General features: G+C 39.0%; 6 protein-coding genes. 4 read left to right on the top strand and 2 right to left on the bottom strand.

The features are described from left to right. Nucleotides 1-6 precede the first annotated feature (6 nt). Nucleotides 7-3,126 carry a TonB-dependent receptor gene (locus tag N7931_RS00920; RefSeq protein ID WP_262791363.1) on the bottom strand — a complete coding sequence of 1,040 codons (3,120 nt, stop codon included), beginning with the start codon at nucleotides 3,124-3,126 and terminating at the stop codon, nucleotides 7-9. Between the two features lie 444 nt (nucleotides 3,127-3,570). On the opposite strand from N7931_RS00920, the gene N7931_RS00915 reads away from it, so the two are divergent. The 3 genes from N7931_RS00915 to N7931_RS00905 all read left to right on the top strand — a co-directional run bounded on the left by N7931_RS00915 (nucleotide 3,571) and on the right by N7931_RS00905 (nucleotide 13,943). Further along, a complete protein-coding gene (locus tag N7931_RS00915; RefSeq protein ID WP_262791362.1) occupies nucleotides 3,571-6,810 on the top strand; it encodes a pectate trisaccharide-lyase in 3,240 nt (1,079 codons plus the stop codon). 538 nt (nucleotides 6,811-7,348) lie between these two features. Further along, nucleotides 7,349-9,364, top strand: a complete 2,016-nt coding sequence (locus N7931_RS00910; protein WP_262791361.1) for an alpha-amylase — start codon at nucleotides 7,349-7,351, stop codon at nucleotides 9,362-9,364. 571 nt (nucleotides 9,365-9,935) lie between these two features. Beyond that, nucleotides 9,936-13,943 carry a CBM35 domain-containing protein gene (locus N7931_RS00905; RefSeq protein WP_262791360.1) on the top strand — a complete coding sequence of 1,336 codons (4,008 nt, stop codon included), beginning with the start codon at nucleotides 9,936-9,938 and terminating at the stop codon, nucleotides 13,941-13,943. An 83-nt stretch (nucleotides 13,944-14,026) separates the two neighbouring features. On the opposite strand, the gene N7931_RS00900 is transcribed toward N7931_RS00905, so the two are convergent. Next, nucleotides 14,027-14,554, bottom strand: coding sequence for a YqaA family protein (locus N7931_RS00900; RefSeq protein WP_410369318.1), 528 nt, complete (start codon nucleotides 14,552-14,554; stop codon nucleotides 14,027-14,029). Between the two features lie 269 nt (nucleotides 14,555-14,823). Here N7931_RS00900 and N7931_RS00895 point away from each other — a divergent pair, with 269 nt between their 5' ends. After that, nucleotides 14,824-16,743, top strand: coding sequence for a bifunctional metallophosphatase/5'-nucleotidase (locus N7931_RS00895; RefSeq protein ID WP_262791359.1), 1,920 nt, complete (start codon nucleotides 14,824-14,826; stop codon nucleotides 16,741-16,743). Nucleotides 16,744-17,006 lie beyond the last annotated feature (263 nt).

Raw genomic sequence — 17,006 nt, 5'->3', positions numbered from 1 at the left:
AGAATTTTATAATGAACCACGTAAACCAATTAAGAATTGGCGGCCATTTACAAAATATTCCATTGGTTGTTGGTTATAAATATTACCCCACTGTTTCTTTTCTGCGTTCGTTAAATTAATAATTTCAAAAGACACAGACATATCTTCATCTAATTTATAACGAGATGAGAATTTCCAAGTACCTTTGTCATCATAACCACGGACAAAAGTCCCTTCGTCTTTATATTCATTTAAATACTGCTTGTTATAACCTTCTCTGTAGTTATAGGAAACACGAGCACTAAACTTATCACCTTCATAATAAAGAGTTGTATTAACAGTATTTTTTGAAGTTTCTTCCTCAACTAAATTTAATATTTCACCAGTGAATGGGTCTTCAACATCACGAGTGTAATCAATGTAAGTATAATTAGCGATAATACCAAAATCATCAAACCCTTTTGGTAGGAATGTAAATGGTTGCTGATAAACTAACTCATAACCCCACATACCCTCTGCTGGTGTGTTTTCAAGGCTCTGAATAGACCAAACCGTATCAGGTGTAATTAATTCATTACCGTCCACATCAACATTTAGCCCTTCAAGAAATTCTCGGCTTAAAGTTGTATTTTTAGTTGTTTTAGATAGACCAGAAATATCTTTATAAAATACAACGGCGCCTAATAAAGCTTCTTGATCAAAATACCACTCTAAACCTAGGTCAAACTGAGTGGCTTCATAAGGCTTTAAAGAAGGGCCTGCGCCCACTTTAATTGAACCACCACTTTCTTCTCCAGTCTCGGCATTAGTTGACGGCACGCTCACAGAAACAGATGAAGCTAAATCAGATAAAGCTGGGCGAGTAATTGCTTTTGAAGCACTAAAGCGGCCAACTAAGTCCTCGGTTAAATCAACAGCAATATTTAATGATGGTAAAAAGTTATTACTGGTACTTACAGTTGTCACCCAGCCATAACCATTTTTATAGTTTGCACCATCACCAAAACCTGCCAATAAAGTATTTGAATTATAATGATCTTTATTTGCTATTGAGGAGGTATTTTTGTTATCCAAATAGCGGAAACCTAAATTCGCTCGAACATCAAATCCACCCACTTCACCATTGAAATCAGTTTGGAAATAAATTGCATCTACTTCTTCTTTTAATTTATAGGTTTGATCAAAACGTTCTCGACGTTGCATAAATTCTTTATCACCAAATGCAGCCATCATTTTGTCAAAATCAGCAGCAACCCAAGTTGATTGAGTGAGAGCAGAGCTGCCCGGTACAGAAACTGAGTTACCAAATTCAATACCTAGCTGATCAAGCGTAGTAGCATATAAAGCACCGTTTAAATCAATTCCTGTATATGGATTACCTTGCTCGTCAGCATCATAGTCAACAGCCCAAGTTTCCGCTCGGTTACCCGTTGTACTGGCTTTAGGATCATTTGCTGCACGAGTTTCTGTATCTTTTAAACGTTTGTAATAGTTACGATAATAGTGCTGCTCTGTTTCAAATGAACGTGAATTAACCCCAAACTTTAAGATAAACTCCTCATTTAACTCGTAACTGAAATCTAATTTGAGTGTGCTGTTTTCACTTTCGATAGTTTGGCTAGCGGTACGAGTTAATGCAACGTCATAATTAGAACCATTTGTCATCGCCTCTTTTGACTGCTCTAAAGTATAACTTCCACCAGCATAAGAACCGTCAGCAAATTGAGGTTGATTAGGAATAAAAGCAAATGATGGCATATCCATATTCATTTGCCCAGTTGCTGTAGTTGTCCCCTGATTATTAATCAAATCCATAGGATCAACAGAACTGTCATAACTATAAGCAACAACTGAATTATTTGAGTCAATTGCAAATGTATTCTGATACGGTACATCAAGTTCAGATGTACCAACACCTGCTAAAAATTCCATTTTTAATTTATCGCTAATGTACCAATCAGCATTAAAAGACAACTGATTAAATGTCGATTCAGAGTTATCTTTACGTGCTTCTGAACGAATAGGTGCATTAGAAAAAGCGCCAGCGACAATATTACCATTCGCATCTGCAACTAAATTCTCAGGATAAATAGCCGGGGCAGTACCTTTATTATCACGCATTAGCACCGAATATTGATATTCATTAACGTCTGTTTCTAACTTAGCATGTAACCAGTCTAGGCTCATGGTCAGATCTTCCGTCGGTGCATATTGAACGGCACCTGTAATACCTAAGCGTGTTTTTTCTTGGCTATAAATTGAATAACGAGGAATACGCGGAACAAATTTCCCATCTAAATAATCATCGTCATAAATTCCGTTTTCATCGCCATCTATAATCGTTTTTGGTGGCTCTATGAGTAAATTAGGATCGCCATAAGCATCCGTATCACCTTTTTCACCATTATGTTTAGGGTTAAGCACAGTCCAGCGAACAGTTGATGAACCTTCTGATTGGACTACCCCTTTTGAATAAGCAACCGAGCCTAAAATACCAAATTTATTATCCCAGTTTTGGCTTGCCATAAAAGACATACGAGGTGTTGTTTCTGCTGCAATATCGTTATAGCGAGCATTAACATTATAAGACAACTTAGTGCCTTGGTATTGGAATGGTCTTGCTGACTGCAAATTAACATTACCACCAATACCACCATCTTCAAGTTCTGCTGATGGTGATTTATCGACCGTTACTTCTGTAAATAATTCTGATGCAAAAATATTAAAATCAAAAGCACGTGATTTATTGGAACCACCACCCGCATCAGAGCCAGAACCAGCAGAAGCTGACTCCATACCGTTTATTGTTGTTTTAACAAAACGAGAGCCTAAACCGCGAATCGTAATTTGGCGACCTTCACCACCATCTTCTTCCATTGAGATCCCTGGAACACGAGCAAGTGAATCAGCCACGTTTAAGTCAGGAAATTTACCGATATCCTCAGCTAATATAACGTCACGTGACCCAACAGCATCACGTTTTGACATCAGGGCGGCATTCAAACTACTTCTAAAACCAGTTACTTGAATCACCTCGGCTTCATCAGCTCCTTTTTCTGCAGCTGACGCACCTAAAGGCACAAGCGCCCCAGTTAACAACATACCAGCAAATATTTTGCTGTAGTTAAATGCTTTAGTATCTCTCATGCGTTTGTTCTTCCTTCGAATGTAATAAAAATATGCTTGAATTATTTATAGTAAGTAACAAATAGACTTTTCTTAATAAACCTGCCCAATTTGCTACCGGTGGCATTATATTTTCAAACCCCAAAAATGCAACATTTATATTAACAAAAAACAAACAAAGCCAATTTAAAGTATAAATTATCTTAATGTAGAAAACATAACGAACTGTTATTTAACAAGTATTTTAAATTATCATCGAGAGGGGAAATTTAAAAATACGCCCCCCTAGACATTTACATCTGTAATTAATTTAACTAGATTAAGAAGATACAAAATAAATACATTTTTTAAACAAAAACAATTTGCTACCGGTGGCAATTGTTTTACAATGCAAAACCTCTAACTCACTTAGCTGATAAACTTTATTGATATAAAGCCCCAAACAGCTAACAGGGATCAATATAAATGAATAAACTCTATTTAAATGCTTTATTTATCGTATCTGCTGGTTTGTTAACAGCTTGCTCCGGTGGTTCGTCTGATACAGATACAAAAGATTCAGTACAAACCGAAAACGGTAATCAAAATAATAATAATACGAATACCAATACTGAAGATACTGATAACGAAACCCCAACCGAGCCTGAAGAACCAGAGACACCAACAGATAATCCGGATACCGCAGATAAAGCTTACACCGCAACCGGAGCAGCCAGTTTAAACGGTGGAACAACAGGTGGCGAAGGCGGTTTAGTGGTCAAAGCAACCACAGGAACCGAAATCCATCAGGCACTTTGTAGTCGTGCATCCAGTGATACCCCTATCATTATTGAAATTGAAGGCACCATTAATCACACCAATACCAGCAAAGTATCGGGCGATAGTTGCAATACCGCAGAAGATGTAATTGAGCTGAAAGAAATCAGTAATATCACTTTATTAGGTGTCGGCAGTGGCGCTGTATTTGATCAAATCGGGATTCATATTCGCAAAGCATCTAACATTATTATTCAAAATGTGCATGTTAAAAACGTAAAAAAATCAGGCTCACCTGTATCAAATGGTGGCGATGCAATCGGGATGGAATCAGATGTATCCAATATTTGGGTAGATCATGTCACATTAGAGGCGAGCGGCGGTGAAAATGAGGGATTTGATGCGCTATTTGACATGAAAGCCAACAGCAAATATATCACTTTATCCTACAGTATTTTAAAAAATGCAGGCCGCGGCGGTTTGGTCGGCTCAACCGATGGCGACAGTAATAATGGCCCTGTCACCTTTCATCACAATATTTATCAAAACATAGATTCTCGTACACCTTTACTTCGCCATGCAACCGCTCATGCTTTTAATAACCACTATGATGGTTTAAATGAATCAGGGATGAATCCAAGAATCGGCGGCCAAATAAAGGCAGAAAATAATGTATTTGAAAACGCGAAAAACCCGTTAGGTACTTTTTATACTAATGATATGGGTTATTGGGATGTTAGCGGTAATATTTGGGCAGATTCTGTCACTTGGTCCGCCGCAGGTGATAAAAGCTACCCAGCTGGATCAAACCCGGAGTCAACCACCAGCATTGCCATTGAATACGACTATCAGCTTGATGATGCAAGTTGCGTAAAAGAGTTACTTAATAATACAGCCGGGGCGAATAAATCACTGGCGATTTCAGACGGAAGCTGTGGCGTCACATTAATTGAAGGTACAGGGGAAAGCACTCAACCAGAGCCAAATAACCCTGAACCGCAAGAACCGGATACTGAAAACCCAGATCCAGAAAACCCAGAGCAACCCACTCCGTCAGATACTAACTTTTCATTATCAGCAGGTGCAGACGGCAGCTCAAAAGCCAGCGGATCAAGCTATGGAAATGTTAAAGATGGAGACTTAACAACTTACTGGTCACCAGATGGAACGACCGGTCGAATTTCTGTTAAAAACTTATCTTCGCAAATTAATGCAATCAATATAATTGAAACCTCCGGCTCAGCTGGCAGTATTCAAACTTGGCGGGTTATCAATGAAGATAATAATGCTGAACTTGCTTCTGGCACAGGATTAAACGGATTAATTAGTTTTACCGCTGTTAGTTTAAACAAAATCAGTTTTTATATAGATTCGGCAAATGCTACACCTCAAATAGCTGAATTTGAAACGTATTACACTCAAGGCAATTCAGCCGGTTCAACAACAGATAACTCATCACTCGATCCAACTGACACAACGGATAATTCGTCTTCAACAACCGATGAAACAGCCAATAACAGTAATCAAGCTGGCGGCGATGATAACGGAGTGATTAATTACCCTGACGCAAATTGTGCAGAGTTAATCAACAACCCAGAAGTTAACTGGCGTGAATCATCATTACAAAGCGATCAGGAAATCATTGAATGTCTGGCAACCTCTTTAGGTAAACCAGTTGGTTATGGTGAAAATGCCACCGGTGGCTATAATAATAGCGGAGACAGTCATTTAATTATCATTACAAACAACAAGCCGGAAGAGCAAATTTTAGCTGCGATTTCGTCAACTGATTACAATTGGATTGTATTTGATAAAGCCGATTTTAAAACTGAAACTCAAATTATGATGTATCGCCCTTATTGCACTAATGCCAGTTTGCAATCTGCATTAGGTTTAAACGAAACCGAGTGTCGCTCACCTCAAACTTGGTGCGAAAAAAATAATATCAGTGATGCACAGTGCTTAGAAACCTTTTTTAACACAGAGCTAAACAATGCAGCACTCCCTATTCGCAACTATGTCATTGCCAGTAATACAACGATTGATGGGCGTGGTGCTAACGCAACCTTTGTATTTAATGGTTTTGCCATAGGTGCAGATAGCAGCGGTACCGCCACAACCACATCTGAAAACGTGATAATTACCAATAATAAATTTATTGGAGTTGGCCATACCGAAGATCATGATCTTGACCCAGATATGATCCGTTCAACCGGTGAATCTCACGATATCTGGATCCATCAAAATACATTTGATACTACAGGTGATTCAGCATTTGATGTGAAAGTGGGCGCTTACAATATCAGCGTTTCATTTAACAAATTAATTAATGTAAAACGCGCCGCACTGCATGGTTCAAGTGACAGTAGAGCCATTAACTCACAAATCAGAACCAGCATTCACAACAACTTATTTGTCACTACCGATGAATATTTTGGTGCCAGCTCATTTAATACCTTACGTAGGGTGCCTTTGTTACGCCGTGGTCAAACGCATTTATTTAATAATGTGTTTTATGGTTACCGCAAAGATATTTTAAGTGTGCGCGTGGGCGGCAGTGCGTTATTAGACAATAACTTAATTATCAATAATGCCACCAACTCAAAAGGCGATGATTTAACTGATTGGCAAACTAACTTGTTTGATGAGGCCGTAAAAGAAGGTAATTTAGAAATAAATAACACTTATGTTTTTGAATCTAATGCAAATTGTGAACTATCGGGTAATTCAGCTTCGTTGGATACTAAAGTCGGCACAACGCCAAATATGTTCGCCGATTATAACTCTGTTTCACAAAATACAATTAACGAAAACTTATTTACAGCCAATGACTCACTCAGAGATTATGTAATAGCAAGTGCGGGTAAAAATGGGATGCCGCCTTATCTATCCAGCTACTCTGCCGGCACAACAAACATTATTGCCGCAGCAGCCAGTAGTTGCCAATAACCTATCACCCCTTTGGCTTTAAATTATACTTAAAGCTAAGGGGAACTTTTTCATAAGGTCTTTTTAACATTTAAGATATTTTATTGTCCTGTCTCTACTTTTGGTGACGCACTGAGTTATTAAAACTTATTTACACTTTAAATATATAGGAGATAGTTAGCTTCAAGTTACTGATTTTATTTAATCTAAGCGGGATATAAATGACCCTCTCAATATTAAATTAATTAATATTAAGCTACCGTCATTTTACGTCCAATCAGGTTTACTTTTGTCTATCAAGATATATCTGTGTCCTTGATAAATCGCTGAAGTATTGGTGGTAAAGTACAATAAGATACCGTCGTATAGTCTGTAAGGAAAATTTACATATATGTCCTAGCTCAGGATATTTAATTTATTTTTATAGTTATTTTTACTACAAAGCAATAAAAGTATGATGATTTATTTGCATACGTATTCATTTTGAAAGTTAAACAAATTAAACATAAAAATTACACCTTAGTAACATAAAGAGCTAACCAAGTACTAAGGAAATCAAATGAAAAACATAACGTTAAATTTAATAGCAGCCCTGAGCGTTTCTGTAATATCTACCCCCCTTCATGCTGATCCAACTACTTTTGTTCACTTATTTGAATGGAAGTGGCAAGACGTAGCAACGGAATGTGAACAATACCTAGGCCCTAAAGGTTATGCTGCAGTACAAGTTTCACCACCTAATGAGCATATTCAGGGTAGCCAGTGGTGGACTCGTTATCAACCAGTGAGTTATCAATTACAAAGCCGTGGCGGTAGCAGAGCCGAGTTTATTGATATGGTTGAGCGTTGTAACAACTCAGGTGTAGAAATTTATGTTGATGCTGTCATAAATCACATGGGGGCAGGCAGTGGTACAGGTACCGCAGGCAGCACTTATGGTAATCGCCAATTCCCAATTTATGGCCCGCAAGATTTTCATTCATCTTGTACAATCAACTCAAGCGATTATGGCAGCGACAGATGGCGCGTTCAAAACTGTGAGTTAGTTGGCTTACCAGATTTAAATACCAGCTCAAGTTATGTCCAGGATACCATTGCCGGATATCTAAACGACCTACAAAATATCGGCGTAAGCGGATTTAGATTCGATGCTTCAAAACACATGTCTGTACCTGATATCCAGGGCATATTATCTAAAGTTAATGGCACGCCACTAGTTTTTATGGAAGTTATTGATCAAGGTGGCGAAGCGGTCACAGCTGCTGAATATACTGGTACAGGGCTAGTCACCGAGTTTAAATACAGCACCCAATTGGGTAATACTTTCCGCAATGGTTCACTAGCTTGGTTAAGTAATTTTGGCGAAGCTTGGGGATTTATGCCAAGTTCATCTGCGGTGGTATTTGTTGATAATCACGATAACCAAAGAGGCCACGGCGGCGCAGGTAATGTCATTACATTTGAAGATGGGCGGCTTTATGATTTAGCGAACGTATTTATGCTTGCTTACCCTTATGGTTATCCAAAAGTCATGTCTAGCTATGATTATCATGGCGATACAGATGCAGGTGGTCCGGGCGTAGCAGTACACAACAACGGTACACTTGAATGTTTTGATACCAATTGGAAATGTGAACACAGATGGTCGTATATTGCCGGTGCAGTGGATTTCAGAAACAATACCACCGCAACCTGGACAACGACTAACTGGTGGGATAATGGTAATAATCAAATCGCATTTGGCCGAGGAGAGTCAGGCCATGTTGCAATTAACAAAGAAGATTACAACATGACAGCCAGCATTCAAACCAATATGGAACCTGGTACATACTGTAACGTTTTAAAAGGTGAACTAAGCTCAGATGGCGCAAGCTGTAGCGGTGAAACAGTTACCGTAAACCAAAATGGTACAATTAACTTAGATATTGCCCCTTGGGATGCTATCGCAATTCACCATAACGCTAAAATAATCCCTGTTGGTTGTACTCCAAACTGTGATAATAACGACGACTGGCAACGTACAGTTATTTTTATTCAAGCACAAACCCAAAGTGGACAAGATATGTTTATTCGCGGTGGGATAGATCACGATTATGCAAATAATCAATTAGGCCGCAACTGTGATACCACTAATTTTGATTGTGCAATGCCAATACGTCATCTTAATCTGATTAATGCAACAACCAGCCCTTGGAAAGCTAACGACAACTATTTAGATTGGTATGGTGTTGAAGCGAGCCAAAGCTCGTCAGCAGAAGGAACAGCAATGGATTGGACTACAGATATTTGGCCAACCAGTTGGGGTACAGAAAAAACAGTTGCAACAGATGGTTACGGCACAGAGCCACTTAACATTTGGGGACAACATTATTGGATGCTTGATGTTGAAATGGATTGTAGTAAAGCTGTGAATGGCTGGTTTGAGTTAAAAGCGTTTGTGAAAAACGGTCAAGGTTGGGAATCAAATATAGCTCAGGTTAATGCGCCTTACTCAAGTAACAATCATTTTGCCCAATGCGGTAAAATCAATAAGTTTAATTTTAACAATAGCAGTGTAGAAATCCGCGATTTTTAATTCTGTTTAAATTGGTATACCCGTGCTACCTCAAGATGCATGTTTCATTGCTAAAAAGCCTGATTTTTAATCAGGCTTTTTTATAGCTCAATCAGTTTATATATAAGATTTATCCAAAAAATTACCTATCCAAAACAAAAGCATCATTAGCCAGATTATTATAAAACAATAATTTCCCTATAAGATAACCAATCTAACAAGCCTCAATTAGATTGAGGCCATCACCATCAAAGTAAAATTAGCTCGATAAACAATAAAAATAAAACGCCTATTTTGTTATAAAAAACAATTTGTTATATATGATTTATACGAACAATAATTTTTCAAATTTTTTTCTTTATATTTATTAATAAGTTAACTTTTAAATAATGTGAATAGCGTCACACCCTGACCAACAACAATTGATTTACAAATATTTTACACCTACACTCATCGACGAAAATTTATTCAGCGCGAAAATATTTTTATAAAGCTGGAATAGTTTTCAAACTTAATGCTACCGGTGGCAATTAAATTACCACCGGTAGCATTAATTAGGATAAATAATAAACTCAAGCAAAAGGTGATTTTAATGAAAATCAAAACTCCGTATAAATATTCAGTTGGAGCCGCAGCAATCGCAAGCGTGTTATCAACTGGTAGCGCAATAGCGTCCGGTTTTCATACTCAAAATGGCGGCACAACCGGTGGTGCAGGCGGTAATGTGGTATATGCAACAACAGGTACAGAAATCCACGCAGCACTTTGTAACCGAGCATCCAGTGATACGCCAATTATTATTCAAGTTGAAGGCACAATTAACCACGGTAATACCAGTAAAGTATCTGGAGATAGCTGTAATACCGCAGATGGTGTTATTGAGCTTAAAGAAATCAGTAATGTGTCGCTAATTGGGGTTGGTAACGGCGCATTATTTGACGAGCTAGGCATTCATATTCGTAGTTCATCTAACATTATCATTCAAAATGTGCATGTCCGTAATGTCAAAAAATCCGGCTCACCGACCTCAAACGGTGGTGATGCTATTGGTATGGAATCAAACGTCTCTAATGTTTGGGTAGACCATGTTACGCTTGAAGCGCAAGGTGGAGAGTCAGACGGATATGACGCATTATTTGATATGAAAGCCGACACTAAATACGTAACGCTTTCATACAGTATTTTACGTAACTCAGGCCGCGGTGGTCTGGTCGGCTCTAGTTCAAGCGATACTGAAAATGGTCCAGTAACCTACCATCATAATATTTATGAGAATATTGATTCACGCGCACCACTCATGCGTGGTCGTATTGGTCACAGTTATAACAACCATTTTAATGGTATTAATAAATCAGGCATCAACTCTCGTGTTGGCGCACAAATGCTAGTTGAAAATAACTACTTTGAAAATGCTAAAGACCCCTTGGGAACTTTCTACACTAACGATATGGGTTATTGGGAAGTTAGCGGTAACATTTGGGCTAATAGCGTTGTATGGACAGCCGATGATGATGATAATCACCCGGCAGGACCTAATGTTGTCTCAACCACTGATGTTACTATGCCTTATAGTTATTCAGTAGATTCGGCAGAATGTATTCCAAATATGTTAGCCGCAACAGCTGGTGCAAATACCGGTTTAGCCGTTTCAGATGGCTCTTGCTCAGTGTATGTGCCTGAACCAACCGATCCGGTTGAACCAACAGAACCAACGGATCCTGAAGAGCCGACCGATCCAGGTACAGATACCGGTGCCCAAGTATTAAATATTACCGAATCCGGTATATCTAGTGATTTCTTCGATATTAGCGGTAACCTTTCGTCTTCAAAAGGCACTGTTAATTACAATGGTTTAACTTTAACTCAAGCGTTAAAAATTGAATCTAGCACCTCTATCAACTTCACATCTTCAGCTGACGGTGACTTAGTCTTAGTATTTAACGATGGTGAAAATGGCAGTATTAACATTGATGGCACTAGCCATTCAGTCTCTAATGGTGTGCTTTCTGTTTCCCTTTCTGCGGGTAGCCATTCAATCACCAAAGATGACACGATGAACCTGTATTACATCAGCCTTGATAATAATGGCGAAGAAACTGAGCAGCCTGTTGAGCCTGAAGAACCGACAGATCCTGAAGAGCCTGCTGTCCCTGCGGTGGGCCTTACACTACAAGAAAATGCTAACGGCTTCTGTTTTGTTGAGGGCGCTGTAGAAAGTGACCACACAGGTTACACTGGCGTTGGTTATGCTAACTCTGAAAATACAACTGGCGCAGGTATTGTTTATGCAGTAGATGTACCAGCAAGTGGTAATTTTTCATTAAGTGCCAGATATGCTAATGGTGCAAATGATCGCCCAGCTGCCATTATTGTTAATGATAGTTTAGTTGGCACTGTAGCAATGCCATCTACAGGTGCTTGGACAAATTATTCATCCGTAAACGGAACAACCATTAGCCTAAGCGCTGGCCTTAACTTTATTCGCTTACAGGCAACAGATGCCGCAGGTCTAGCTAATATTGATGCAATAACAGTAACAGGTTCAAGCCAAGCACCGGGCGACTGTAATGGTCAAATTGGTGATGGCGGCGATACTGGCGGCGATACTGGTGGAGATACTGGTGGAGATACTGGTGGTGATACTGGTGGTGATACTGGCGGTGATACTGGTGGTGATACTGGCGGTGATACTGGTGGTGATACTGGCGGTGATACCGATACAACATCAGAAATATTAAATATTACTGAATCAGGTATATCCAGTGATTTCTTTAATATTAGCGGTAACCTTTCTTCTTCAAAAGGCACTGTTAATTACAATGGTTTAACTTTAACTCAAGCGTTAAAAATTGAATCTAGCACCTCTATCAACTTCACATCCTCGGCTGATGGTGACTTAGTCTTAGTATTTAATGATGGTGAAAGTGGCAGCATTAATATTGATGGCACTAGCCATTCAGTCTCTAATGGTGTGCTTTCTGTTTCCCTTTCTGCGGGTAGCCATTCAATCACCAAAGATGACACCATGAATCTGTACTACATCAGCCTTGGTAATAATGGCAGTGATTCTGGCACTGGTGACGGTGGTGACTCAGGTACAGGTGACGGTGGTGACTCAGGTACAGGAGACGGCGGCGATTCTGGCACTGGTGATGGTGGTGACTCAGGTACAGGAGACGGCGGTGATAATGGTGATGGCGTTGTTAATTACCCAAATGCAACTTGTGCTGAATTAATTAATAATCCGGCTATTAATTGGCGTGAATCATCATTACAAACCGATCAGGAAATTGTGGAATGTTTAGCAAATTCGTTAGGTAAACCTGTTGGTTATGGTGAAAATGCAACCGGTGGTTATAATCCGGCAGGTGGCAGTAACTTAGTGGTTATCACCAACAATAATCCTGAAGATCAAATTTTAGCAGCCATTTCTTCGCCTGCTCATAACTGGATTGTGTTTGATAAACAGGATTTTGCCAGCGAAACTGAAATTATGATGTACCGCCCTTATTGTGCCGATTCATCTTTACAATCAGCATTGGGTGTTGACGAAGCAACTTGTCGTAGCCCACAAGCTTGGTGTAGTGCTAACGGTGTTTCATCGTCAGACTGTTTAGAAACTTTCTTTAATAGCGAATTAAACGACAGTAATTTGCCTATTCGCAATTATATGATTGACAGTAACACCACAATTGATGGCCGTGGTGCAAATGCAACATTTGTATTTAACGGTTTCAAAATTGGTGCAGACAGCAGTGGCGCATCTACCCATGAATCTGAAAATGTGATTATTACCAACAATAAATTTGTTGGGGTTGGTCATACCGAAGATCATGATCTTGACCCAGATATGATCCGCTCAACCGGTGAGTCTCATGATATTTGGATCCATCAAAATACATTTGATACCACAGGTGATTCAGCATTTGATGTGAAAGTGGGCGCTTACAATATCAGCGTTTCATTTAACAAATTAATCAATGTAAAACGTGCCGCCTTGCATGGTTCAAGTGATAGCAGAGCAATTAACTCTCAAATCACAACCACCATTCATAATAATCTATTTATCACCACCGACGATAACTTTGGCTCAAGCTCATACAATACAATGCGTCGTGTACCTTTATTACGCCGTGGTCAAACCCACATGTTTAACAATGTATTTTATGGATACCGTAAAGACATAATGAGTGTGCGGGTTGGCGGTAGCGCATTAGTTGAAGATAACTTATTTATGAATAATGTGGTTAACTCTAAAGGTGATGACTTAGGTGATTGGCAAATCGAATTATTTGATGGTGCTGTGCGCGACGGTAATTTAGAAGTCGTCAACAGCTATGTGTATGAGTCAGATGCAAACTGTACAACGGCTGGCGCTTCTGCCGCTTTAGATGTACAAGATGGCTCTGCTCCAAATATGTTTGCTGATTACAATGGTATTTCGCAAAACACCATTTATGCGAATCGCTTAACTGCCGGCGCTGATTTACGTAACTATGTAATGGCAAGTGCGGGTAAAGGCGGTTTAACCCCTTATGTATCTGCGTATTCACAAGGTCAAAGCAATATTATTTCAGCAGCGCCGTCAAGCTGCCAATAAACTTGCTTTTATTAACTAAAGCTAAAAAAACAGCCGGTCATTCCGGCTGTTTTTTATATCACTGTCAATTCTAAAACCAAAGCTTAAATTAATTTTATACCTGCCCATAAAATTAGAATGATCAAAGCAGATACCAAAACCGCTTTCCATTTATATTGCTTAATTAAGCGTTCGGCCTGATTACCCGCCAGATAAACCACAGCAGCTAAGCCAAAGTACCTGATTGATCTTGCGATCACCGCGGCGAGTAAAAATAAGGGTAATGAATATTCTGTCGCGCCAGCGGCTAACATAGCGATTTGAAAAGGAATTGGGATCACCCCAACCATTAAAATAAACCAGAACCCTTCGGTATGCATTTGCTGCTTAACTTGCTGGAAAGTTTGTTCGTCGGCAAAGTTAGAAATAACCCACTCCCCGACCAAATCAAATAAATAATACCCCGCCATATAACCAAGTAAAGCCCCTAATAAACACCCAAAAGTCGCAAATAAAGCCAATAGCCATAACTTATCTCTTTTGGCTTGCATTAAAGGTACAAGCACAGCCTCAAGCGGGATTGGCACAATAATAGACTCTAAAAAGGAGGCAATAGTCAATGCTTTAAGCATGTGTTTGGAGTGAATAAACTGACGTGTTTTTTGTTCTATTATATTCAATTTTTTGACCTCAATATCAAAGCTAATACTATAATTATCTGTCCCTATCACTTCACTTATTTTTGCATGCTGTCTTTATCCTATTATTTGCATTGGATGGCGAATAAGCCGTTTACCGTAGTCTTTCATAAAAACCGTCAAAATAGCTTCAAAAATCTGCAACTTTAGCGACCTATTTAATTGATTATTATTCAGACAAATATAATCAATACGGAGTTTTTATGAAAAGTTTATTCAAATTAAGCCTAGTCAGCTTAGCTTGCACCGCTTATTTAACCGGCTGTAGTATAGATATCAATACAAATGATGATAACGATCAGTCAAAAGCGATTGATCTAACCATTTTACACATAAATGATCACCACTCGCATCTAACGGCCGAGCGTTTTGATTATGACGTATCCAACTTAAACCTGTCAGCTAAAACAGAAAGCGATGAGAGCATAACTGAGATATCCGTCACTTATGGTGGTTTTCCTATGTTGGTTAGCTTATTTAATACCGAAAGCGAAAACAGCCAAAATGTCCTTAAATTACATGCTGGTGATGCAATTACCGGTACACTTTATTACAGCTTATACAAAGGTGAAGCCGATGCCGCGGTGATGAACCAAATCTGTTTTGATGCATTTGCGTTAGGTAACCATGAATTTGACGATGGTGATGCAGGTCTAGCCAGCTTTTTAGATGAGCTCAATTCAACCGACTGTAATACACCGACTTTAGCAGCCAATGTGGTTCCGGCTGACACATCGGCAATTAAAGATGGCTATATTCAGCCTTATACTGTTATTGAAAAGCAAGGCGAAAAAATCGGTATTATCGGTATAGATATCGCTGGAAAAACTAAAAATTCATCCCAGCCAGATGAGGGGACTCAGTTTTTAGATGAAACCACCACAGCCCAACAATATATTGATGAATTAACTGAAATGGGCATTAATAAAATTATTTTAATGACACATTATCAGTATCAAAATGACTTAGTATTAGCAGCTAATTTAGACGGTGTTGACGTGATTGTTGGTGGCGATTCTCATACGCTATTAGGTGACTCAACCTTTTCAGATTTAGGGTTTAATCCTGCGGCACAATATCCAACCCGGGTAACCGATAAATCCGGTAATCAGGTGTGTATTGTGCAAGCTTGGGAATATGCTCATATTATGGGTAAATTAGAGGTAAGTTTTGATAAAAACGGTAAAGTTTCAGCCTGTCAGGGCGAGCCTTTAATGCCGATTTCAGATCAATTTACCTACCAATATAATGATGATGAAACCCGCACGTTAACTGATCAGGATATGACTTTAGTTACTCAAGCACTAACCAGCCATTCCGAAGTTGTAGTGACTCAACCAGATACAGCAACAACCACTTTAATTGCAGAATACGATGAGCAAGTTTCAGAACTAACTCAAACTATCATTGGCACAGTAGCATCAGATTTATGTTTGGTACGTTTCCCTGGTGAAGTACGTTCAACGGTTTGTCCGGTTTCACAAACTTATGCCCGTGGCAGCGATATTTCAAATTTAGTCGCAAAAGCATTTATGATGGTCACCCCAACGGCAGATATTGGCATTCAAAATGGCGGTGGTGTTCGAGTGGATGTAAAAGCTGGTGATTACAGTATTGCCGATGCTTATACCTTATTGCCTTTCTCCAATACGTTGGTCACTTTGGATATGACTGGCCAGCAAATTAAAGATGTTTTGGAAGATGCATTATCCAGCACCTTAGATAATGGCGGCTCAAACGGTGCATATCCTTATGCCTCTGGTTTACGTTTTGATGTAGATGCATCACAAACTAAAGGTAATAGAATCAGCAATCTTGAGGTGAATTCAAGAGTGAGTAGTGATTGGGCAGCAATTGATTTAACTGCCACTTATACTTTGGTCACGAACGACTTTATTGCCAGCGGTCAGGATGGCTACACTACTTTTGGTACAGTTTATAATGCCGGTAAGTATGTAAACACTTACACTGAATATGCACAAGGGTTTATTGATTATATGGAAATGCTAACGGAAAACAATCAAACCTTGGACAAACTACCCGCTGCAGAATATTCAACCCAAAACTATATAGGTAGAGACGGTTGTAATCACACAACATCAACTGATTGTAGCGGTTATTAATATCCGTATTGAGAGTACAAATAGAGTGCTCACAAAATAGAGCTAACTCAGTCATTGTAAAATACCGGCTAAGATGCCGGTATTTTATTCTCGGCCAACCATTTTAAGCCATTATTCAAATCCCCTACTAACTCATCATCAAGCTTTAAATATATCACTTTGTTATAAATAGCTAACTTAACCTATCGAACAGTTGATTTAATTTTGGGTAAAAAATAATGACCTCCGGTTATTTTTACTACAAAGTGAAACTTTTGAAAAAA

The organism is Catenovulum sp. 2E275 (assembly GCF_025515275.1).
Taxonomy (GTDB): domain Bacteria; phylum Pseudomonadota; class Gammaproteobacteria; order Enterobacterales; family Alteromonadaceae; genus Catenovulum.
Note: the sequence above shows the minus strand (reverse complement) of the source record. Positions and strands in the feature narration are given on the sequence as shown.

What these genes read in the sequence shown, in the direction of transcription:
- N7931_RS00920 (WP_262791363.1), bottom strand. Translation starts at nt 3,126, where the DNA reads ATGAGAGATACTAAAGCATTTAACTACAGCAAAATATTTGCTGGTATG.
- N7931_RS00915 (WP_262791362.1), top strand. Translation starts at nt 3,571, where the DNA reads ATGAATAAACTCTATTTAAATGCTTTATTTATCGTATCTGCTGGTTTG.
- N7931_RS00910 (WP_262791361.1), top strand. Translation starts at nt 7,349, where the DNA reads ATGAAAAACATAACGTTAAATTTAATAGCAGCCCTGAGCGTTTCTGTA.
- N7931_RS00905 (WP_262791360.1), top strand. Translation starts at nt 9,936, where the DNA reads ATGAAAATCAAAACTCCGTATAAATATTCAGTTGGAGCCGCAGCAATC.
- N7931_RS00900 (WP_410369318.1), bottom strand. Translation starts at nt 14,554, where the DNA reads ATGCTTAAAGCATTGACTATTGCCTCCTTTTTAGAGTCTATTATTGTG.
- N7931_RS00895 (WP_262791359.1), top strand. Translation starts at nt 14,824, where the DNA reads ATGAAAAGTTTATTCAAATTAAGCCTAGTCAGCTTAGCTTGCACCGCT.